Origin of the sequence: Neorhodopirellula pilleata (assembly GCF_007859915.1) — a bacterium.
GTDB lineage: Bacteria > Planctomycetota > Planctomycetia > Pirellulales > Pirellulaceae > Rhodopirellula > Rhodopirellula pilleata.
The window spans coordinates 21,736-42,206 of record NZ_SJPM01000004.1 but is presented as its reverse complement, the minus strand read 5'-3'; the positions used below and the strand labels follow the sequence as shown (position 1 = coordinate 42,206).

At 54.4% G+C, this 20,471-nt stretch carries 22 protein-coding genes; 15 read left to right on the top strand and 7 right to left on the bottom strand.

The genetic code is table 11. The annotated features are described in order from the left end of the window. The first annotated feature begins 7 nt into the window (after positions 1 to 7). From Pla100_RS11025 to Pla100_RS11000, 6 genes are all read left to right on the top strand, one after another. Entirely contained in the window at positions 8 to 1,240 is a 1,233-nt protein-coding gene (locus Pla100_RS11025; protein ID WP_197167851.1) for a dockerin type I domain-containing protein, read from the top strand. A 331-nt stretch (positions 1,241 to 1,571) separates the two neighbouring features. Continuing rightward, complete coding sequence (locus Pla100_RS11020; protein WP_146577782.1) at positions 1,572 to 2,153, top strand: redoxin domain-containing protein; 582 nt, start codon at positions 1,572 to 1,574, stop codon at positions 2,151 to 2,153. Between the two features lie 161 nt (positions 2,154 to 2,314). Continuing rightward, on the top strand, positions 2,315 to 2,935 hold the full coding sequence (locus tag Pla100_RS11015; protein WP_146577781.1) for a hypothetical protein: 621 nt from the start codon (positions 2,315 to 2,317) through the stop codon (positions 2,933 to 2,935). A gap of 167 nt (positions 2,936 to 3,102) precedes the next feature. Next, positions 3,103 to 3,348 carry a carbon storage regulator gene (locus Pla100_RS32170; RefSeq protein ID WP_146577780.1) on the top strand — a complete coding sequence of 82 codons (246 nt, stop codon included), beginning with the start codon at positions 3,103 to 3,105 and terminating at the stop codon, positions 3,346 to 3,348. 768 nt (positions 3,349 to 4,116) lie between these two features. After that, positions 4,117 to 4,755: an isochorismatase family cysteine hydrolase gene (locus Pla100_RS11005; RefSeq protein WP_146577779.1), complete on the top strand. Its 639-nt coding sequence runs from the start codon at positions 4,117 to 4,119 to the stop codon at positions 4,753 to 4,755. Beyond that, positions 4,745 to 5,359 carry an isochorismatase family cysteine hydrolase gene (locus Pla100_RS11000; protein ID WP_197167850.1) on the top strand — a complete coding sequence of 205 codons (615 nt, stop codon included), beginning with the start codon at positions 4,745 to 4,747 and terminating at the stop codon, positions 5,357 to 5,359. Before Pla100_RS11005 ends, Pla100_RS11000 begins: the two co-directional genes overlap by 11 nt. Positions 5,360 to 5,459: 100 nt before the next feature. Here Pla100_RS11000 and Pla100_RS10995 read toward each other — a convergent pair whose 3' ends face one another. Next, positions 5,460 to 5,849, bottom strand: a complete 390-nt coding sequence (locus Pla100_RS10995) for a winged helix-turn-helix transcriptional regulator (protein ID WP_197167849.1) — start codon at positions 5,847 to 5,849, stop codon at positions 5,460 to 5,462. A 115-nt stretch (positions 5,850 to 5,964) separates the two neighbouring features. On the opposite strand from Pla100_RS10995, the gene Pla100_RS10990 reads away from it, so the two are divergent. Then, entirely contained in the window at positions 5,965 to 6,726 is a 762-nt protein-coding gene (locus Pla100_RS10990) for an SDR family oxidoreductase (protein WP_146577776.1), read from the top strand. A gap of 81 nt (positions 6,727 to 6,807) precedes the next feature. After that, entirely contained in the window at positions 6,808 to 7,329 is a 522-nt protein-coding gene (locus Pla100_RS10985) for a hypothetical protein (protein WP_146577775.1), read from the top strand. Positions 7,330 to 7,452: 123 nt separating this feature from the next. Here Pla100_RS10985 and Pla100_RS10980 read toward each other — a convergent pair whose 3' ends face one another. Beyond that, entirely contained in the window at positions 7,453 to 7,878 is a 426-nt protein-coding gene (locus tag Pla100_RS10980) for a winged helix-turn-helix transcriptional regulator (RefSeq protein WP_146578109.1), read from the bottom strand. A gap of 62 nt (positions 7,879 to 7,940) precedes the next feature. Between Pla100_RS10980 and Pla100_RS10975 the strand changes: the two genes are divergently transcribed. Both Pla100_RS10975 and Pla100_RS10970 read left to right on the top strand, forming a co-directional pair. Next, positions 7,941 to 8,351 carry an efflux RND transporter periplasmic adaptor subunit gene (locus Pla100_RS10975; protein ID WP_146577774.1) on the top strand — a complete coding sequence of 137 codons (411 nt, stop codon included), beginning with the start codon at positions 7,941 to 7,943 and terminating at the stop codon, positions 8,349 to 8,351. Positions 8,352 to 8,399: 48 nt separating this feature from the next. Beyond that, the gene (locus tag Pla100_RS10970; protein ID WP_146577773.1) at positions 8,400 to 8,819 is read left to right on the top strand and encodes an efflux RND transporter periplasmic adaptor subunit; all 420 of its coding nucleotides are present in this window, start codon (positions 8,400 to 8,402) and stop codon (positions 8,817 to 8,819) included. Here Pla100_RS10970 and Pla100_RS10965 read toward each other — a convergent pair. Beyond that, complete coding sequence (locus tag Pla100_RS10965; protein ID WP_197167847.1) at positions 8,796 to 9,164, bottom strand: hypothetical protein; 369 nt, start codon at positions 9,162 to 9,164, stop codon at positions 8,796 to 8,798. The two genes, Pla100_RS10970 and Pla100_RS10965, sit on opposite strands and share 24 nt — an antisense overlap. 301 nt (positions 9,165 to 9,465) lie before the next feature. Here Pla100_RS10965 and Pla100_RS10960 point away from each other — a divergent pair, with 301 nt between their 5' ends. Next, the gene (locus Pla100_RS10960) at positions 9,466 to 10,272 is read left to right on the top strand and encodes an SDR family NAD(P)-dependent oxidoreductase (RefSeq protein ID WP_146577771.1); all 807 of its coding nucleotides are present in this window, start codon (positions 9,466 to 9,468) and stop codon (positions 10,270 to 10,272) included. A gap of 61 nt (positions 10,273 to 10,333) precedes the next feature. Here Pla100_RS10960 and Pla100_RS31545 read toward each other — a convergent pair whose 3' ends face one another. Further along, a complete protein-coding gene (locus Pla100_RS31545; RefSeq protein WP_231602951.1) occupies positions 10,334 to 10,591 on the bottom strand; it encodes a transposase in 258 nt (85 codons plus the stop codon). On the opposite strand from Pla100_RS31545, the gene Pla100_RS31540 reads away from it, so the two are divergent. Continuing rightward, positions 10,574 to 10,903: a hypothetical protein gene (locus Pla100_RS31540; RefSeq protein ID WP_231602950.1), complete on the top strand. Its 330-nt coding sequence runs from the start codon at positions 10,574 to 10,576 to the stop codon at positions 10,901 to 10,903. The genes Pla100_RS31545 and Pla100_RS31540 overlap by 18 nt on opposite strands. A 274-nt stretch (positions 10,904 to 11,177) precedes the next feature. Here the strand turns inward: Pla100_RS31540 and Pla100_RS10950 are convergent, their stop codons facing one another. Further along, positions 11,178 to 12,416 (bottom strand): serine/threonine-protein kinase, encoded by a 1,239-nt coding sequence (locus Pla100_RS10950; protein ID WP_146577770.1) that lies wholly within the window; start codon positions 12,414 to 12,416, stop codon positions 11,178 to 11,180. Between the two features lie 651 nt (positions 12,417 to 13,067). Here Pla100_RS10950 and Pla100_RS32410 point away from each other — a divergent pair. Further along, positions 13,068 to 13,430 carry a DUF1905 domain-containing protein gene (locus Pla100_RS32410; protein ID WP_390620596.1) on the top strand — a complete coding sequence of 121 codons (363 nt, stop codon included), beginning with the start codon at positions 13,068 to 13,070 and terminating at the stop codon, positions 13,428 to 13,430. A 222-nt stretch (positions 13,431 to 13,652) separates the two neighbouring features. Here Pla100_RS32410 and Pla100_RS10940 read toward each other — a convergent pair whose 3' ends face one another. Next, positions 13,653 to 13,913: a hypothetical protein gene (locus Pla100_RS10940; RefSeq protein ID WP_146577768.1), complete on the bottom strand. Its 261-nt coding sequence runs from the start codon at positions 13,911 to 13,913 to the stop codon at positions 13,653 to 13,655. Between the two features lie 770 nt (positions 13,914 to 14,683). Between Pla100_RS10940 and Pla100_RS10935 the strand changes: the two genes are divergently transcribed. Further along, entirely contained in the window at positions 14,684 to 16,282 is a 1,599-nt protein-coding gene (locus tag Pla100_RS10935; protein ID WP_146577767.1) for a sulfatase, read from the top strand. Positions 16,283 to 16,739: 457 nt separating this feature from the next. After that, a complete protein-coding gene (locus tag Pla100_RS10925) occupies positions 16,740 to 19,772 on the top strand; it encodes a PVC-type heme-binding CxxCH protein (protein ID WP_146577765.1) in 3,033 nt (1,010 codons plus the stop codon). A 19-nt stretch (positions 19,773 to 19,791) separates the two neighbouring features. On the opposite strand, the gene Pla100_RS10920 is transcribed toward Pla100_RS10925, so the two are convergent. Then, positions 19,792 to 20,424, bottom strand: coding sequence for an RNA polymerase sigma factor (locus tag Pla100_RS10920; protein WP_146577764.1), 633 nt, complete (start codon positions 20,422 to 20,424; stop codon positions 19,792 to 19,794). Positions 20,425 to 20,471 lie beyond the last annotated feature (47 nt).

Sequence of the window (20,471 nt, the reverse complement as noted above, 5' to 3'; positions counted from 1 at the left end):
CACACAGATGAAATTGCCAGACAGCTTGGGTCGATTGTTGAATTCGCGGTACACAGCGAAGCCCCGGCGAGCCATTCGTGAACGCTCCATGCGATTGGAGAAGCTTGATGCCCGCGCGATGCTGGCAGCGGATTTTGGGATGGGAGCCTCCGCGCTCGCGATGGATGTCAATGCCGACGGTGCCGTCTCCGCATCCGATGCCCTGAGCGTCATCAATCACCTCGTTCGAAGCGAGTCGCAACGGGGCGACGGCGTGGTGGGAGACTCTCTCCGCGACACGAATCGCGATGGAAGGATCAGTTCCATCGACGCCTTGTTAGTGATCAACCACCTCAACCGTCACGGAGGCGGTACGATCCAGCTGCGGGAACTGGTCGGACCACGCGGCGACAGAATCAGCGATGCTCAGAAAGATAACATTCGTCAACTGATGGGCGACTTGAATTCGATTCGCGCGGAATCCGAAGTGACACCGGAGCAGATTACGCAATTGCTCGGAGATCTGGCGACGGTCGCCGCAGACGCTACGCGACCAAGCGAGGAATCCGTCTCCCAACTGATCGAAAGTGCCCAAGCGGCTGCGGAGGATGGAAAGTTCACCCCAGTCGAGTTGGCTGGGTTGACTGCGGATGTGCAGGCGGTGCTCGAAAGTGCGAACATTTCGCCGAAAGACGCACAATCGGTCGCTGACAGTGTTCGCTCGATCGTCCAGGCAAGCGGCGTCGATCAAGAGGATGTCCAAATCATTGCCGCTGACCTGAATGCGATCTTTGCCGAGTTTCAAAATCGTGAACCAGTGGTGAGTGAGACTCAACGCGAGAACATTCGCATATTGGTATCTGACATCACGGCGATTCGAAGCGAGTCCGAGGTCACACCAGAGCAAATCGAAGAGTTGCGAAGCAGTCTGTTTGACCTTGCCGAGGGAGCAACGCGTCCCGACCGATCGCTGAAGCTGCAGTTGCTGCGTGATACACGCGCGGCGCGCAGCGATGGCGAAATTAGCGATGCGGATCGTGAACAGTTAGCTTCGGGGGTCGATGCCGTGCTGGAAAGTGCGAATATCCCGCAAGCCGAGCGAGATGCCGTGCTGGAAGATATCCAATCGATCGTCGATGCCAGCGGCATTGCCCAGGAGGACATTCAAACGATTGCCGAAGACGTGAACGCGATTCGCACCGAGTTTTGGAACAACCACGATCGGCCGAGAGATCGTATCGTTCGGCCCACGCGGCGATGACTCGAGCGTCTTGAATTCGAGCAAATTGATGTTGATAGTGTGAGCCGACGGCGCTAGCGCCGTGTTGATTTAATCGTAACCCGAAGCGTGAGCGAGGGATTCATCGCCATTAAGTCCTTTGTATGTATCCCTCGCTCACGCTTCGGGTTTCGATGAAGACTAAATCAACAGCCCGCTAGCGGCGTGTTGATTTAATGAGTCGACGGCGATAGCGGCAGGCCTTGCGTGAGTAAGCCGCCCTTCGAGGCCCGCGGCTAGCGTTACCGGCTCACCATGATAGGGCAACGAACTAAGAGCCTAAATCCCGCAACACACGGAAAGCATCTGACCCATGATCCGCATTACACAGATCGTTCTAAGTCTCTTTGTTTCGGCGTCGTCGAACACATTGGCGATGGAACCGAACATCGAATGGAAACTTACCGACATTGACGGAAAAGTTCACGAGCCATTTGAAGAGCAGTCGACGCGTGGTCTCGTTCTGGTTTTTATTTCAACCGACTGTCCGATTGCGAATGGTTACCAGCCGCAGATTCAGCGGCTCGCCGACGAATATCGTAGAGATGGCGTGCGTGTCTTCATGATTCACCCTAGCCAGACACTGTCAACCGAAGAAGCTCGCAAGCACGCGAGCGAGTTTGGCATCACCACACCGGTTGTGATCGACAACGATCAATCGATTGCGCGTCGGGCCGGGGCAACGGTCACACCGCAAGCTTTCGTGTTCGGCCGAAATCAACGACTTCCGATCTACCACGGGCGAATTGATAATTTGTACGCCGGATACGGTAAGAAACGAAAGGTCGCCACCACGCACGATTTGGCTGATGCTTTGGAGGCGGTTGTTGCGGGACGTGCGGTCGAAAACGCGAAAACCGTCGCCGTGGGCTGTTTCATCTCCTACGCCGAATAATCAAACGCCGCGTTGAAACTCGACGAGCGAACTGGGCACACTTGATTGACGGACCACGTTCGAGGGCCCGGCGCTGAAACTTGTCGCTGTATCGACGTATTCGCACAATGTAGCGATTGACTCACAACCATACTTCTTTTTACTTCCCTAGGAATGAGGCAATGAACAAGTACCTTCACTTCACGATCTTCTCGCTGTTAGTCGCGATGATCCCCACGAACACAGCCATGGCACAGGTCCGACTCAAGGACAAAATTGGTGGCGGGAAGCCCGATATAGCCGTTCTCAATCAGGGTGGCACGGAATCGACGAATCGACGTCAAGATGTCGAAGGGACAGTCTGGGAGTACAAGGTCATTGAACCGGGCGAAAGGGACGATTCTAAAGAGACGAAGATGACCGGACGTCTTCGGATCAAGCAAACGTCGATCTTTGCCGTGGGCAAACCGAAAATGGTCGGCGAGCAAGAGAATGAAGGTAAGGAAGCGAAAGAGAATGGGGACACCGACCTTCGTGGAAACCTCAAGGGGCTGCTGTCGCAGCGATTGAACGAGTCCAAAGTGCAAACGACCGGAGACGAACGCATCGGTGATTATTCCACGTCCGGATCAAGCGAGTACAAGTTCGAGTTCGACCAGGACGATGCCTACGCGCTTTCCGGGCTGGTCAAATTAAAGCCAGACACGAAAAGGAATGGCGTGTGGGCCGGCACCTACGAAGAGTTTGCCGGCGGCAAGAAGGTAAAACGCTGGCGTTTTGAGATGCGAAAGGTTGAGGAATAGTTCACCCCATTCGTTCGCCACGTCTGATCGGAAGTTCAACCCTTCTTGCGACGCAGCAGCTCCTTGAAACTTACACGCTTACAGTGCTGTAGACTTCGCAGCGTTGAGCTGTCGACCGTGAAGCTTTTGATTGAATCAACTTTCGCGGATCAGTTCGTTGGCATTGAATTGCCGGACCGGCCAGGACTTACCGTTCGAGTCAACGATCGCGAGTACTATCTCGAAGACTTGGTGAGAGCGTCGTCGTATCAGACAATCATAACGAGGTATGGATCAAGGTGATTCGCATCTCCGGAGTCCGCGTCCAGATCGCCATCGACGCTCCCATCGACGTGGCGATTCGGCGAAGCGAGTTGTTAGACACAGAGCCCGATAGCGATCCAGTGGAAGCCATGTGCATTCGCCCAAAGTAGCTTCACCCAGGGAGCGTTGCGTCTGGGGTCAACCTCGCCAACGTCACTCGCCGTCGGCCCAAGAACTTCGATTGCGAAGCCATGCTCCGCTGGCTCCGCAACCGCAAAACCGTGGCTAAATCGTTGACCGAGTACCGTTTGACCGACAGTGACGATCGCCTTTGGGTTGCTTAGCAGATCTAGCGATTCAGCTGTTGGGCGGTCGGAATGAAGCAAGAATTCGACGAAAAACCTCCCTTGCACTCTGCAAGGCATTCCTGTAGCTTGCAATGTGCAATCTATGTGCAATCCGAAGAATTTTGGGACAGGCAATGCAATTTTTCGGGAGGAAGCGAGATTGGCGGGGCAACCCGGTCAGCATAGCTTAAGCCTCAGGTCATTCATTTTCAAATACTCTCAAAGGCGGACAACATGTACGCTACTTCCTTGCAAGAGATGGGGACGCCTATCCGTTTCCGAAACGTATCCTACCGAAATTTGCCGCTTGGTTGGCCGGGCCGATCATTGACAAGACGATCACACGGAAATACGTCTCTCGAAACGTCAATCACTCGGTCAAGGTCGATGCGAGCAAAAGCATCAAGGAACTGGGGATCGTGTACCGACCACTCGCTGACACGATGACAGAAATGTTCCAGCAATTAATTGACGCAGGAATTGTAGTCGCGAAGAAATAGTGGCACGGTGGTCCCCACCGTGTTTTAGACCGCAGGCTCACGGTGGGGACCACCGTGCCACTTTGTTAAGAGCCAACCAGAGGAACCAGTGATGCAGATAGACGAAAAAAATCGCACGGCGTTGATCGTCGTCGACCCCTTCAACGAATTTCTTTCGCGGTGGGGGAAAATGTGGAGCAGTGTTGGTGCGACGATCAAGGAAATGCATCTTCTGCCCAATCTCAGAAAGATACTCGATTCGGCGAGATCCGTCGGTTTACAGGTTGCCTACGCACCCCATCATCGATGGCAGCCGGGCAGTTTCTCAGACAAGAAATATTTGCACCCTTCGCAGGCGCTACAAACTGCTTTCAAAGCATTCCCGCGTGATGGCTTTGGCGGCCAGTACTACAAAGGGCTCGAACCACAGGAGGGCGACATCGTCGCCAGTGAACACACCTGTTCGAGCGGCTTTGCGGAAACCGACCTGCACGATCAACTCCAGAAACTCGGAATCACTCACCTGATCCTTGTGGGAATGGCCACCAATTCCTGCATCGAGGCAACTGCCAGAAGCGCAGTGGACCTGGGCTATCACGTCACGCTGGTGACCGACGCCGTGGCCACGTTCTCGCGTAAGGAACACCATTCGACGGTCGCTGAAATTTATCCGCAGATCGCTCACGCTGTGCTGGACACCAATCAACTGGTCAATGCACTGCAATCCGAAAAGGTCACCCATGATTCCTGAGACAATCGGTATCATTACCCGTTGGTGGTTGCACCGACGTTTCCGCCCTTATCGAACCTATCCGGCGCGCCAGACGGCGGTCTTGCTGGTCGATGCGCAGAAGGGGCTCGTGCCCGACTCCAGCCGATTGATGTCGTCGCTTCTGGATCTAGTCGCGTTGGCGCGACGATCCGATTTTAGCGTTGTCTACAGCAAGTTCGACGCCGCGGCAGAGCATACGTTCGAGACCCGCGCCCATCGGCTGCTTAAAGAGGCTGTGAAACCGGTTGATGGCCGTGACGGCATCCCCGACAAGTTGTCGCCTGGCCCTGATGATCTGGTGCTTTCAGCACGCAGCACGCTCAGCGCGTTCAAGGGCACGGACCTACATGAACAGCTTCAAAGGCGAGGAATCGAACATCTAATCATCGCCGGTCCGCTGGCTCGCATCTCGATCGACTCAAGCGTCAGGGATGGCGTCCAACTGGGCTATCACGTGACGCTCATCCAAGAAGCGATAAGCGAAGACGTCGGAGAGATCTCCGAATACGCTAGAAGCACGTTGTCGCGCTATGCTCAATCTATTTTGAGCTTCCAGCAATTCAAAAAACTCACGCGTCGATAGTGAACATAGGGCGTTGGCGGGTATTTGGGGATAGTGGCACGGTGGTCCTCCACCGTGATTTCGAGCCCTGATTCACGGTGGAGGACCACCGTGCCACTATCTATTCGTGAAAATCTTCGACACTCTGACGTGCTTTGGCTTCTAGGTGCGCAATCATCGTTTCTCGATCCTTACGGATGGCCGCCGCAAATTCGGCTCCACTAGTGGCTGAAGTGTGCGCGTCGCCCCAAACCAACAACTCGACCAATACGCGAACCAACGAAATGCCCTTTTCCGTGGGAAGGTAAGCTCGTCTTCGTTTGTCTGTAGGGTGCTGGAATTGCTCGATGACTTCGGCGCATACCAGTCTTTCGAGTCGATTGGAAAGCACGTTGGTCGCGATTCCTTCGTCGGCCCCGATCTCGGTGTAAGCGAAACGTTGACCCAATACGATGTCGCGGACGATCAGCAGCGTCCAGCGGTCACCGAGTAAGTCGAGCGCATTTGCCACTGGACAATCTGATCGATTTTCATTCGGAGACACGGTATGTACCTTGCAAAGAGCAAGCGGCTACGATAGCTTGTGAATTAAAAGTTAGCATATTTTCCCATGAGGAGAGCATTGCATGATGAAAATCAACGAGAAAAGTATCGTCATCACGGGTGGCAGTTCTGGAATCGGTCTTCAGATGGCCAAAAAGTTCGGAGAAACTGGGGCCGACGTGGTGATCACGGGACGGAATCAATCGACGCTCGATCAAGCGGCATCTGGAATGACTCGCGTTACTCCATTCGTTTGCGACGTCACCAACGACGAGCAAGTTGTCGCGCTTCGCGATTTCATGGACGGACGCGGTGGTACCGACGTTCTAATCAACAATGCGGGGGTGATGGACTTCTTCGACGTTACTCAGGGCCATCCCTTGGAAAAGCAGCTCGCCGAGATCGCGATTGATGCCGCCGGCCCAGTACGTTTAGTGCATCACTTCCTTCCGGGGTTACTCAAACGCCCTTCGATCATCGTCAATGTCAGCTCGGGCTTGGCTTACGTCCCCTTCGCGGCGGCACCTGTCTACTGCGGGTGCAAGGCGTTCCTTCATTCATACACGCAGTGTTTGAGGACACAGCTTGCTGGGACATCGGTACGAGTGGTCGAGTTGCTGCCTCCCGTCGTCGATACGCCGCTGGCGGCAACTCTCGACCACTCGTTTTCAAAAATGCCGCCCGAGAAACTTGTGGCGGCTCTCATCAGCGGTCTTAAGCGAGGGCGTGACGAGATCGCGCCTGGTCAGTCAGCGCAACTGAGATGGCTCAGCCGACTCGCTCCAGGATTCATCTATGGGCAACTCAACAAGAGCTTCAAAGTGGCACGGCGGTCTCCGCCGTGATCCCGAGTCCAGATTCACGGTGGGGACCACCGTGCCACTATTCATCAATCTCGGCACTCTAACTCCTGAAATAACCAACGCATGAACAGCCTCATCATTTTGAACATCCAAGCAGTGATGTGCCTCACTGCCATTCTAGTCATCTACGTTACGTACTTACGGCCTTGGTTCGCTGCGCAGCCATTTGGCCCAGCGGTCTTGCCGGGACTGCTTGTCCATTCGTTCCGCTTCGTCGGACTGACAATGCTGGTAAATGGACAGATTGATCCTGAACTTCCCCGAAGTTCAATTCAGCTTATGGCGTTCGGCGATCTGGCAGCCGCCGTTACCGCACTGGCTGCTGCGATCGCGGTTGCTGCCAAGTCGAAGATGGCAACTCCGTTGGTTGCCGTGTTTGTAGTCGTCGGCGGAGTTGACTTTGCGATTGCGATCCCAACGGGCTTGAAAGCCGGTGTATTCGAGTCGTACCTCGGCGGAATGTGGATCGTGATCCAGTACTACGTACCGCTCGTCCTGCTGACGCAGATTTACATCACCTACCGACTGATCAATCATCTTCGCGGATATAGTGGCACGGCGGTCCTCCGCCGTGATGCACAGTGAAGACTCACGGTGAAGACTCACGGTGAAGACTCACGGTGAAGACTCACGGTGAAGACTCACGGTGAAGACTCACAGTGAAGACTCACAGTGAAGACTCACGGTGGAGGACCACCGTGCCACTATTTAGGCCTTGGGCATATTGGCGGCACGACTCGCTGCCGCCTTTGCTTCGATGTTCTTGATCATCCCTTCGCGATCTTGCTTGATCGCCTTGGCGATTTTTCTGACGCCTTGAGCCGCTGTGTGATCGGTACCCCAGACCACCAGATCGACCAAAACCGGAATGAGCTCAATGCCACGCTGAGTCGGCAAGTAGATCCGCCGGCGGCCGTCGGTCGGGTGAGCGTAGCACTCGATGATGCCGGCCTCGGTCAGTCGTTCCAACCGATTCATCAGGATGTTGGTCGCGATGCCTTCCTGTACCCCAATCTCCGAAAAAGCAACCTTCTGCATCAGCAAAAGATCTCGAAGAACAACCAACGTCCAACGGTCACCAATCACATCTAGAGATGCGGCGATCGGGCAATCGGAACGAAGGTCGTTTTTCATAACGAACACGGCCCAGTTTCCTGCGGCCATTCATGGATAACTTGCAACGAGCAACGATCAAAATGATGCAGCCCGTAATCCTCCATCTTGGCATGAATCGAGGCAAATTCCAAGGGCTAACGACTCTATTGGTTCTGACCTTTGCAACAATACTGGGATGCGAATCGCGATTGAAGTCACCAGAGCTGCCGCCGCTGGGCGTTCGTGTTCAGGTCGCCAGGATCGCTTCTTGTCCGGTGACCAAATCGTTGACCGGCGAGTTTAGGGCGAGTGTTGAAAGCGACATGTCGTTTCGTACGGGCGGCCGGATCGAGTACCACATCGCCGAAGTCGGTCAACACGTTGTCGTGGGTGATCTGTTGGCGAGAATCGATTCCATCCAGCAAACGGCCGATGTCGATGCGGCGAAAGCATCGGTGCGGTCGGCCCAGGCCGAGTTTGAGGAACGCAACGCGAATTTCAAACGAATCTAGCAGTTGCTTCCCCGCATGGCGGCGTCCAAGTAAGAATTCGACGGTGCGATGGCCGAAGTATTATCGGCAAAAGCGAGTCTGCTGATCGCCAATGGCGGCCTTGAGTTAGCAGAGTTGCAACTTTCCTACACCGACCTACGGGCAACCGTCGCGGGCGTGGTTACGACGAGGCAGGCCGAGGCGGGGCAAGTCGTCGTCGCCGGCGCTCCGGTTTACACGATTGCCGTGGATGGTGAACGGGACGTGGTCTTGGACGCGTTCCCTCCCGGACCGCCGGAAAAGAACAACATCGACCTATCGTTGCAGTCGGCCCCGCCCATCAAAGCAGTCGGTTTTATTCGCGAGATGTCGCCCAAGATCGACCCGACCAACGGCACCGTGCGAGTCAAAGTGGGCGTAAAGAACCATAACGGCGTCTCTCCAAGACGCCGATTCATCTCCCGTTCAAAAAGAGTCGACTACTGGTGAAGTGACCGGAAGCTCGAACACCCGCATCGTCGGATGAAGTAGCAAGAAAGTTAGACCCGCGACGACGCCCAGGCCAAGCAGACCACCAACTTTCTCCTTTCTGCCCGCACGGCTGGCAAAGAGCCACCAAACGATCAAAAACAAAGCGGCGGCGGCAGGTCCCAAGAGACTGGCGACTTGGACGGACTGCGGAGGCTCCGAAAACAACCATGGCAAGCCTTTCGCGATCATCATCAGTGACAACAGGCCGATCGCTGGCCAGGTCCTCAGTGCCGTCCTGCTCTCGCCTGCCAGCGGGATCGATCGGTCATTCGTGTGTGACGTCACATCGCCTACCTTTTCCATTTTTCGTTCTCTCGTGATTCTGGAGCATTCGCTTTCACAGTGCAAGCTACCACGGATTGCCTCTCGGACGCAATGTCGGAGATGCCTGATTGCGGGTCTAATAGTGGCACGGTGGTCCTCCACCGTGAATCACGAATTACGTTGGGGACCAACGTGCCACTATTTTAACACGGCGCTGTACAAAAACACTGAAGTCGACACTGCCTCGTATGTTGCACTTTGCAAGCTATCTGCGTATGCTGTATCGTAGCGAGATCTGACTACCCAACCGTCGAGAATTAGAAATAGGAACCTACTTCGAATGAAGAATCGCAAAGTCTGTTTGGTCGTTGGTGCTTCGTCGGGAATTGGGAAAGCTGCCGCAGAAGCATTGGCCGGGCGGGGTCACCGAGTCTATGGAACCAGCCGTGATGCCTCGCGGGTGACCATTTCCAACGTTGTCGGCTTGGACCTGGAAATCAACGACGATCATTCCATACAGGAGGCGGTTCGCAAGATTCTGGACAACGAACAACGAATCGATGCGATGTTCTACGCTGCAGGTTTCTATACGGCGGGGGCGATTGAAGAGACGACGCCGGAACAGATACACCAGCAGCTCGATGCCTATTTCGTCGGTGCTCATCGTGTCACGCGAGTTTTGCTGCCACACTTCCGAGAAGCCGGTGCAGGCCGACTGCTATACATGAGTTCCAATGCCGGTGACGCGGCATTGCCCTACCATGCAATTTACTCGTGCAGCAAAGCCGCTCTGCAAATCTATTGCGATGGGCTGCGGTATGAAGTCGAGCCATTGGATATCCAGGTTTCGTACTTGCAAAACGGTGGCGTGAAAACCGGTGCCGAAGCAAGTTTCCGTCGAGCCGCCGAGCCTGTCGCCGTGTACGACGGTCCGCGCGATCGGGCCATCGCCGCTTTCCATCGCATGCAGCAAAAAGGTCCGGAACCAAAAGCCATTGGAAAGACTGTTGCGGACGCGATCGAAGCTCGCACGATGAATCCTGTCATTCGCGCCGACGGTTTTTCGAAGCTGATTGGATTTCTAGGTGCCGTGATGCCTTCGAAAATGTTTCGGAGTCAACTGAAGAAATCGCTGGACATCGCGTGAGCTATAGTGGCACGGCGGTCCCCGCCGTGAGTCAAGCATCACGTTGGGGACCAACGTGCCACTATTCACATTCCCAAAGGAGGAACTCCCCTTCACGAAGGTTTGCCTTCTTGGGATTGTCGCGGATGTAACCTTGAAGGTAGCCAAATTGGTTTTCGCTTCGCACGACATGATCGAAAGGCTCACCCTGCCAAAGCTGGCCTTCGCGTTCGAGTATCTTGTTGATCAATCGCGCTGAAAAGCGTTGGATCTCGCGAAAGGTCTTTCGCAGGTCAAAACCGCTTCGCATCTGGATCAGCACATGAACATGATTTGGCATGACAACGAATCGTTCGACGTCATACCGATCTGCATTGAAGTGCAAAATGGACCGGCCAACCTCGTCAGCCAGTTCTGGTCGCCGAAGCCAACACTCCCCATGACAATCATCCAGGTGACCATGCCACTTTCGCTGATGAAACTGTCGCAGTTCATTTTTCAAATTCATGTCAACCGATTCACACCGCATCACCTCATCGACCGACCTATTGTCAAGCTTGTGTTGCCGAAGCCAAGCTTCAACCTCTTGATGCCACTTCGCGATAACGTTGCGGGGCATCGAATCGCCGAGCCGCATCGTCACGAAGGTTAGTGCGTTGGGCTGATCGACGTGTGGTAGATTGCGAGCGGTGATTCTTGACTCGGCTTCACGATCAAAGACATTCCAGATCACGTTTCGCTCCTTAAAGTGGCACTGTGGTCTCCACGGTGAGCTTGACGATTTAAGCTATCACGTTGGGGACCAACGTGCCACTATAACCATGCAGGTGGTCACGATCCCAGTCAAGAATAGAATAGCCGTCATCACATAGAGACTGATTAATGTGGCACCGTGGTCTCCACGGTGAGCTTGACGATTTAAGCTATCACGTTGGGGACCAACGTGCCACTATAACCATGCAGGTGGTCACGATCCCAATCAAGAATAGACAGGTCGTCATCACATAGAGACTAATGGCGAGGATCGGGCGTTTGTCGACCAAGCGTTCGAGCCTAGCGTTGGCAACCTTGATAAAAGTGCCGGCGCACTGGATCGGTGGCTCACCCGAGCGGATACGTTCTAGATCGCGAAGCACATTGCCCGCGCTTTGGAAGCGGTCTTTCTTTGCGGGTTGAAGGCCGCGACGCAAAAAGTGGCGAAGTTCCGCTGGCACCGCCGGTTGGTAGCGACTGGCGAAATTCGGGTCAAGGAACTGTGGAGCTTGACGTTCCTTCGCGTCAGTGATCACTTTCAACAGCGAATCGCCGCGTGGGGCGAACGCTTGCGTTGATAAGAGTTCATAAAGAACGACAAACGCTGCGTAGAGGTCACTTCTCGCGTCGATCTCTTCCGAATGCCCGGAGGCCTGTTCGGGCGACATGTATCCGATCGTGCCGATGATGGATCCATCGATCGTTTGTCCCGATGCACGCGGCATCTCAACCGCTGGCTTGTCGTTATCTGCTGAGCTACCTTGGCGGTGATTGACATGACGAGCGATGCCCCAGTCGGTCAACATGACTTCGCCGAAATGGCCGACCATGATGTTCTCGGGCTTCACGTCCCGATGCAGCATGCCTTGTTCGTGAGCGTACTGAAGAGCCCTCAGCAAACCTGAAAAGAGATCCAGGCGAGCCTCGAAACTGTATCGCTTGTGATACTCGCCGTCCCCTTCGCGCAGTCGTGAGATGATCGACGCGAGAGTTTCTCCGTCCACATATTTCATCACGAAGAACAGACTTCCGTCGGCATCGACGCCCACATCGTGTATGGGGACGATGTTGGGATGCTCGAGTTTGCCGACCGTGCGAACCTCGTCAATAAAACGCGCTACCGACTGCGGATTTTTTTTGTCAAGCAAGCGTTTGACCGCCACGCGCCGACCGATGTCTTGGTCACTGGCAAGCCGTACTTCGCCCATTCCGCCGCGGCCCAAGACGCTCTCGCTCCGATAGCGTACTTCATTGCGAGACGTCAGAGTCACCTGGTTCCCCGATCGACCGACCGTAGGTAACGAAGTCAGTCCGGCCGTGCCGGTCAGGATGAGGCTGGCTTCGTCGCCGGCCGCTGTCGGATCGGGGGCGATAGTCTCTGGCAATTCATTACTGCGTTTTTCAGCGGTCACGTGATCGACACTTTACCTTTTGGCGTTAGGAATAGTGGCACGACGGTCCTCCGTCGTGATTCACGGTGGAGACCACCGTGCCACTATGGAGCAAGCGAGTCGCATTGATATTGCGGCATTGCGTGCCAATGGACAAAAACCACATTCATTGAAAATCGAATCACTCAAATAGTTCAAGATGGCCTGCGAGTTTGAACCGCCATGGGAAAGATCGTTCCAGCTCATGTCGTCGGTCAAACGCCTTCGCTTTCCTCGGCAAATGATTGCCGTACCGGCATGGCTTCAGTGACAAAAACACCAACCAGAAATAACAGGCCACCTGATCGACAAAAACATGGCAGCAACTCCGAGTGTCGGAACGGCCAGTGACTTGCACATTACAAGCTAAAAGTGTGCCGTTGTCAACCACGGTCGAGTTAGGGAGGCCTGAATTGATATGGATTCTATCGAATCACCGTGATTTCCCGGACCGTCCATATCTTCGCGGTACTTTTGGATCGCGATTCATTTCATGCGATTCGCCAACCGCGTAGCAAGCGAGGTTGGTCCACAGAAACCCGGCGTGCCTAGACCTGCCCCAAAGCGTATTTTGTCAACGCAAGACCAAGCTTCTGGTATCCTGGAACCTTCGTTCACACAGCACGAGGCTTAATGGTCAAACAGTCTTCTTCGGGTTCGCGTTTCTGCATAGATACGGCAATCAAATGGTTTCGCACGATGATTTTTAGCTGCTGCTTCTCGGGAGAGCTTTGGAAGTATGGTGGTGAGTCATCTTGGTGGTTCGTTAGTCTTCCCGTTGAGGATGCAGAGGATCTCGAACGGTTTTGCTCCCACCGCAAACGAAACTTTGGCTCGATCCGAGTGACCGCTACGGTCGGCGACACGAGCTGGCAAACGTCAATCTTTCGCGACACCAAATCGAAATCATATTTGCTGCCTGTCAAAGCTACCGTGCGCAGCAAGGAAAAACTCGTCGAGAAAACCAGCTACGAGGTCACCATTACAGTTGAATAACTGTCTGACCGAGCGCACCGAAATAGACAGCACGGCTGCAAGCATCCGCAACGTTGACTGGAAACCCAGCACAACAAACACAAAGGCCCGTCATAATTTGTTTCAATCTTCTACTCATAGTGATAATTCGTCCTTCTGCTTACGCGTGTGAAAACAGCAGAGATCGAATAGCGATGCCGCAAATGGCGGAGTTCCGCGCGGGCCAAGATTATACACGCCGGTTCAGTGATTGCACGCGAGTCCTGAGAGCATCAACGAATGTCGGCCAGCATTGCGGCGGACTGGGCCATCCATCGGCCCCGCTTTGCGATGGACGATTTCAATGCCATCAAGCGAGACAATCTTTAGAATCACGTTCGATTCCGCTGAATGCAGTGCCGCCGGACTGGGGGGCTGCGCTCGCGAAGTTCTGCAGGCAATCAAAACGATGAAGGTCGCTTCGAATACAGCGACATATAGGTTCAAACGAAAGTTGTATTTCATGATAGTTTGAAATTCGAACTTAGAGCCTATCGCCCGCCGTTGCTTGGTGAGAACGAGTCCCTAGGAACGCATTAGGTTTGGGACCGAGCAGTCTGAGTTCGCAATCCGCGTGGTCGAAGATGACCTCCGCGACCAACTTCCTGACTCCGATGACGCGACCATTGATTCGCTTTTGCTAGAAGGGATTCGGTTAATGAAACGAATTCGAAATCGAAAGATTGCTCAGACGTGAATCTTGAGAGACCCATCACCGAAGTGATCGAAACGTTCAACGAGATTGAGGATACTTCAAGCTCATCTCGTATGCCCACCGTCGCGATTATCATCACCGTTGCATCCTGGGCGGGGTTTGCGATCTGGTTAGTTGGTAGTGGGTTATCAGACGACTGGTGTTTTGCTGTAAGCTTGCGAAACCGCCCGATGATCCGATCCAAACGCTCGACGGCTTCGGCGTAACGGATCATTTCGCCGCGTGTTTCCGGTGTGTCAAATGTCCTCGTGGGAACGGTAACATCGTGCGGATTCCGGTGAACTTCCTTTGCTTCGGGCCTAACTCGGTGTGTGAACGCACAACCCACGAACAAGGCAAGGGTGACATGCGAAGCTGAGCCGGTGAGATCGGGATCTTAGCTCCGGCCTATCGACACGAGTTTCGCAGCTCGGTAGGATTGCACAAACGTTTGTGCTTTCGCGATCACGCCGTTGTTGCACCCCGGCCCTGAAAAGCATTGCTTCGCCTGCAATCGGGCCTTGGTTTTGTTAGGAATTTCATGATTCGACAGCTCGCCTTCGCCGTGTGCGTCGTCTTCTTCTTGGTCGCTGGTGAGTCGAAGTCGATTGCAGGCCAACGAGACCTCACAACGCTGCCCAACATCGTCCTATTCTTGGTGGATGATCTGGGCTGGTCGGACCTGGGGTGCTATGGAAGTCCATTTTATGAAACGCCAAACATCGATCATCTTGCCGGCGAAGGTGTTCGTTTCACTGATGCTTATGCGACATGCCACGTCTGTTCGCCTTCGCGTGCGAGCGTCCTGAGTGGCAAGTATCCCGCGCGGCTCGGACTGACGGATTGGCTGACCGGTCGAAAAGACTTTCCGTTTCAACGGCTTCTCAATGCACCGATTCACGACGCATTGCCGCTTGATGAAGTCACCATTGCCGAAGCGCTGCGTCGTCATGGATACAAGACCGGTCATTTCGGAAAGTGGCATCTCGGCGAGGATCCTGCCGGCCCGTTGCAGCAAGGGTTTGATGTTCAAGTGCCGACGAATTGGTACAAGGGATGGCCGAAGGCAGGCTATCATTCGCCGTTCGGGTTTGATGGAATCGATGATAAGCCAGGAGACTATTTGACCGATCGGCTTACTGATGAATCAATCAAGTTCATTGAGAACAACAGTGATGAACCGTTCTTTCTGTACTTATCACACTTTGCCGTTCATGATCCGATCCAGGGGCGAGCAGACCTCGTCAGGAAGTATGCAAAGAAGCGTTCGCGGCTACCCAACGATGCTTATCCGTTTATTCTGGAAGATAATCCTGACGCGAAGCCATCGTTCACGCGAGCCGAGCGAGAGGCAATGCTCGACGAACCGGCCTATGACGGCCACAGCATTCTGCCGAATCGAATGGTTAAAATTAAGCAGCGGCAAGATAATCCTCAGTTCGCGGCGATGGTCGAAACAGTGGACGAAAGTCTTGGTCGCATTGTGGCGAAACTGAACTCACTTGGTCTCGAGCACAACACGATCATCCTCTTTACGTCGGACAACGGAGGCATGTCGGCGGCGAACTTCGCTCGCCCGGAACGCGTTGTCCATCGAGCGAAACTCGACATGGCCTACGCAACGTCGAATCTGCCGCTCCGTGGTGCGAAGGGGTGGTTGTACGAAGGTGGGATTCGCGTTCCGCTCATTATCAAATGGCCCGGCCATGGCGTTGCCGGATCGACTTGCGACGAGCCCGTGACCGGTACGGATTACTATCCGACGATCCTCGACATGATTGGCGTGCCTGCCCTGCCTCAACAACACGTCGACGGCGAAAGCCTTTGCCCGCTGCTGGATGGCTCGGCGACGCTCGACCGCGAAGCCATCTATTGGCATTTTCCACACTACAGCAATCACGGCATGCAAAGTCCGGGAGGTGCGATACGTAGCGGGAGATACAAGTTGATGGAGTACTTTGAAAACGGCACGGTTGAGTTGTTCGATCTCGAGGCCGACCCAAGCGAGCAATACGACCTATCGAAAACACATCCCGAGATGGTTGCAAATTTGCTGGACCTTCTCAATCGATGGCGCAACGATGTTAACGCCGAGATGATGAGGTCCAATCCCGATTTCGACGCAGACTCAACCCAATGATCAGATACAAACTTCAAACCTCAAACGGCGGTAAAACCGGAATGTTGGCAAGAATCATCGTTGCTGCCACGATCTGCCTGCTGGGTATTTTCGATGGTAAATGTCAGGAGCCCCAGCGTGATCCGGAGTTGAAGTATCCTGAATACACCTGTCAGGCTGACGACCTAGTTATCTCGCGAAGCGAATATTACGATAAGTTACGAGGGTTTTGGCTGGGGCAATGCATCGCTAACTGGACAGGCCTGCGAACCGAAGGATTGAAGAAGACGGCCCCTTTCTTTACCGACAAAGAGCGAGCGATCGAACCAGCAGACCGAATATCAGTTCGCCACACTCGATTTGGCAGGAGAGAATCTGGATGAACGAAAAGTTTCAGCCGCCTCGAATTCCAGTAAACTATTTCGTCAGTCTGAGAATCCGGCGAAGTACGGCTATGCTTTGGAAACGTGTGTAACAAATGAAACAAGATTTCGGTTCACGGTTGCATTTGGTTGCGATAATCAATGCGATCATTTTTGCTGGCGAGATTTCAGCTGAACTTCCACCATCTCCTCGAGATTCGCTTGGTTCGCTCGTCGTGCACGAGGGTGTCAGGATTGAACTGGCCGCCTGCGAACCGCAGGTGATCGATCCGATCGCGTTGCGGTTCGATGCGAGTGGCCGAATGTGGATCGTTGAAATGCGCGACTACCCAACCGGACCGATTGAAGGCACGAGTCCTGATGGACGCATCCGTGTTTTGACTGATTCTGATCATGACGGCTTTTTCGAAACGGCAACGGATTTCGCGCAAGGACTCGTTTTCCCGACCGGTTTGCAACCATGGCAAGACGGCGTCATCGTCACCCTGGCGGGGCGAATTGAGTTCATGGCCGACCGTGATGGAGATGGGCAATGCGACCATCGTGAAGTATGGTTCGAGGGTTTCGCTGAAGACAACGAACAACTTCGAGCCAATCATCCGACGCTCGGCCCCGATGGACTTGTGACCGTCGCCAACGGATTGCGAGGCGGAAACGTCCGGTCGGTTGATCCGCGATGGCCCGCGAACGAATCGATCGATCTACGCACCAAGGATTTCGTATTCGATCCCCGAGGAATGCGAAGCAAGCCAAGCAACCGATCGGGGAGAACGGGTTACTTCGGAGCCGTTTCGGGAAATAGCCAGTTCGGTATGTCGATCGACGACTTTGCGAATCGTGTCGGTTGCAGCAATCGGAATCCGGCGATCGAAACGTTGTTCCCTCTCGCAACCCTGGCACGCAATCAATGGTCCACGCCACGCGATGCGTTGCACGACATCGCGGCCTCCGCCGCCGATTCTCACGTCAACGCGATCACGCAAACATGGACAACGAGCCACACGCATCAAGGCCAGTTTAGCGCCGCGTGCGGCGTGACCGTCGGACTCGGAACGGCGATGCCGACCGATTGGCGATCCGACTTGGTCGTGTGCGAACCGACATCGCATGCGGTTCAGCGGCAACGAATCGAGCGACAAGCGATCGGTCGCCGCAGCCATCGGATCACCGTCGACGAGGAGCTATTAGCGAGCCGCGATCGATGGTTTCGGCCCGTTGATACAACCATTGGCGTCGATGGAGCGTTGTATGTTGTCGATATGTGCCGGGCGGTCATCGAACACCCGAATTGGGCGCCGGCGGAATTGAAACATCGCGAAGACGAACGATGGGGCAACCAGCATGGACGAGTTTGGCGTATCGTCGCCGATGAGTCGGCACCGCGAACGGACTCAGCTTCCCCCGATACGCAAGACGAGTGGTTGGATTGGTTGTCGCACTCGAATCCAACCCAACGGCAATTGGCAACGGTGCATCTGCTTGATGCGGTCGACGATTCACTTGTGGAGAAACTACGAGAACGACTGACGTCGACCGTCAGTCCAGAGGGTTTTGCTCGTATGTTGTGGTTACTCGCGGCACACCGAGCGGTCGAATCGTCCGATCTAGAGCAAGCCATCAACCATCAAGATTTCCAAGTTCGACGCGTGGCGGTTTCGTTGATCCGATCATGGCTAGAGGAATCCGATCGGCATCGCGACCCGGCGTTGCCATCCTTCACGAATGCTTGCTGCCAACTTCTTGCCGATCGCGATCCATGGGTTCGGCACGATGCACTGGGTTTGGCGGGAGACTTCGTCACGAACGCGTTGCTGTCCAGTGAGGATCAAACCAAGATGGCGAGTTTGATCGCGCATCATCATCTTACACCTCTTGCGGATTCGGGTCGGTCAGGCGTCAATGCAACGCATGAGTTGGCGGTGGCGTGTCTTCCCCCGATGCTGGCGGTGGAGGTTTTGAACATGAGCCTCGCTGCGAACGACTCGTCGTCCGACGATCGTGATCCGCGGTCGCCGATTCTCCATCAACGACTTGCGCGTACGGTGTCGGCCGCCGGTTTAAGCTTCTCGCTAACCAACCAACAGGCTCCGCCGATCGAACGTGCGTTAGTATCGGGTTGGTGTGAGGGTCACATCGCATCCCGTCGATCACCGAAGCAACAGTTTGAAAGTTTGAATGACGTTCATTTGGATGAAATGATTCGTCGTGTCGGTCGATCAATCGAGCTTCTCGCATCAGATCCGACATTCCCGATCGCGGATCGGCTCGATGCCATCCAAATCGCCATCGATCTTCAACTCGACTGCCAGGAGTGGTTTGGAACGCTATTGCTTGACGACTCGGTACCGGCGGTCACCTTGAAAGTATTGCCGCGATTGTTGGAGATTGATCGTCCGGCCACACTGGATTGGCTCGCCGAAACGATTCTGGAACTTCCTGGTGAAGTAAGAGCCGGTGCGATTGATCAATTGATACGTCACAACGAAACCACAAGCGTTCTATTGAACTGGATTGATTCCGAGCGTCTTCCTACAACGTTAGTTTCGATGCAACAAATCGAAAGATTAAAGAAATCTCGAGACCCCGCAGTTGCCGACCGGGCGGAGCAATTGTTCGGTTCGCCTCGCGCTGATCGATTGGCTGTCGTCGCGAGCTATCAGGGGGCGCTCGATGGGACGGCCGACCTTCGAACCGGTCGAGAAATTTTTCGGCAGCATTGCGGGGCTTGCCATCTCATCGAAGGAATCGGAACGGCGGTCGGACCGGATATCTCGGACAGTCGGACCAAGACGCCCGAGTCGATATTGACCGCCATTTTGGATCCCAACGCCGCGATCGACGCGGGATATGTTTCGTATCGAGTATTAACGATCGACGGCGATGTAATCACCGGCTCCCTGTTGGAAAGCACCGGAGATGCCGTCACGTTGCAGGAAGCCGGCGGAAAAACGCACCGTATCGTTCGAAACGATCTCGAATCGTTGCAAGCGACCGGGATGTCATTGATGCCGGTCGGGCTAGAACAGGTCGTGACGGTTGACCAAATGCGACACCTGATCGGTTACCTTAAAGGATGGCGTTATCTCGCCGAAGGTAAGACGAGCATCAGTTTCGACTCACTTCGTTGATGGATTTCCGGATCGAATGCTACGCCAATTCTGCGAGGCGTTCTTGCCACATTGTCCGAGTTTTGTCGAGCAAGCGACGCACCGTCCGCTCGCTACGTCCCACTTTCTCGGCAATTTCCTCCATTTGATATCCATGCATCCGAAGCTGCAGAATCTCAAGTTGATGTGGCGCGAAATCCGACGTCAAACGTTCAAACTCGTCCATGACGGCGGCCGCCGCATCGGGCAACGGTTCTGTCGCGGCGACTTCAAAACATGCCATGTTTTCATCATTGCCGTGGTGTCCACGAGACTGTTCGGCGTCCATCCCGCGTTTACCGGCGCGATGATAGGCCACGCGGCGACGGAGCTTATTGAGCGACATCACCACAAGCAATCGCCACAGGTCCCCAGATTCATCGATGTGAAACTTTTCCTTCTCGACACCGACGAAGAAACTCCGAAACGCGGACTGCACAATGTCTTCGGCATCAACCCGTCTGGCCAAGCGCCCGCTCATCCGGCGATGAACCATCGAAATTAATCGAGCGACATACCGATCGAATAACTCGCGTGACGCATCCTGGTCACCTCCACGACATCGCTCAACCAAAACGGCCGACTCGAGTCCGGGATCGGGTGCGTTTGAAGGATCGGAAGGGTTAGACGCCATGGAAATCAGTCAGTTCGAGACGCGAAACGGTAGAATCGAATCAGCAT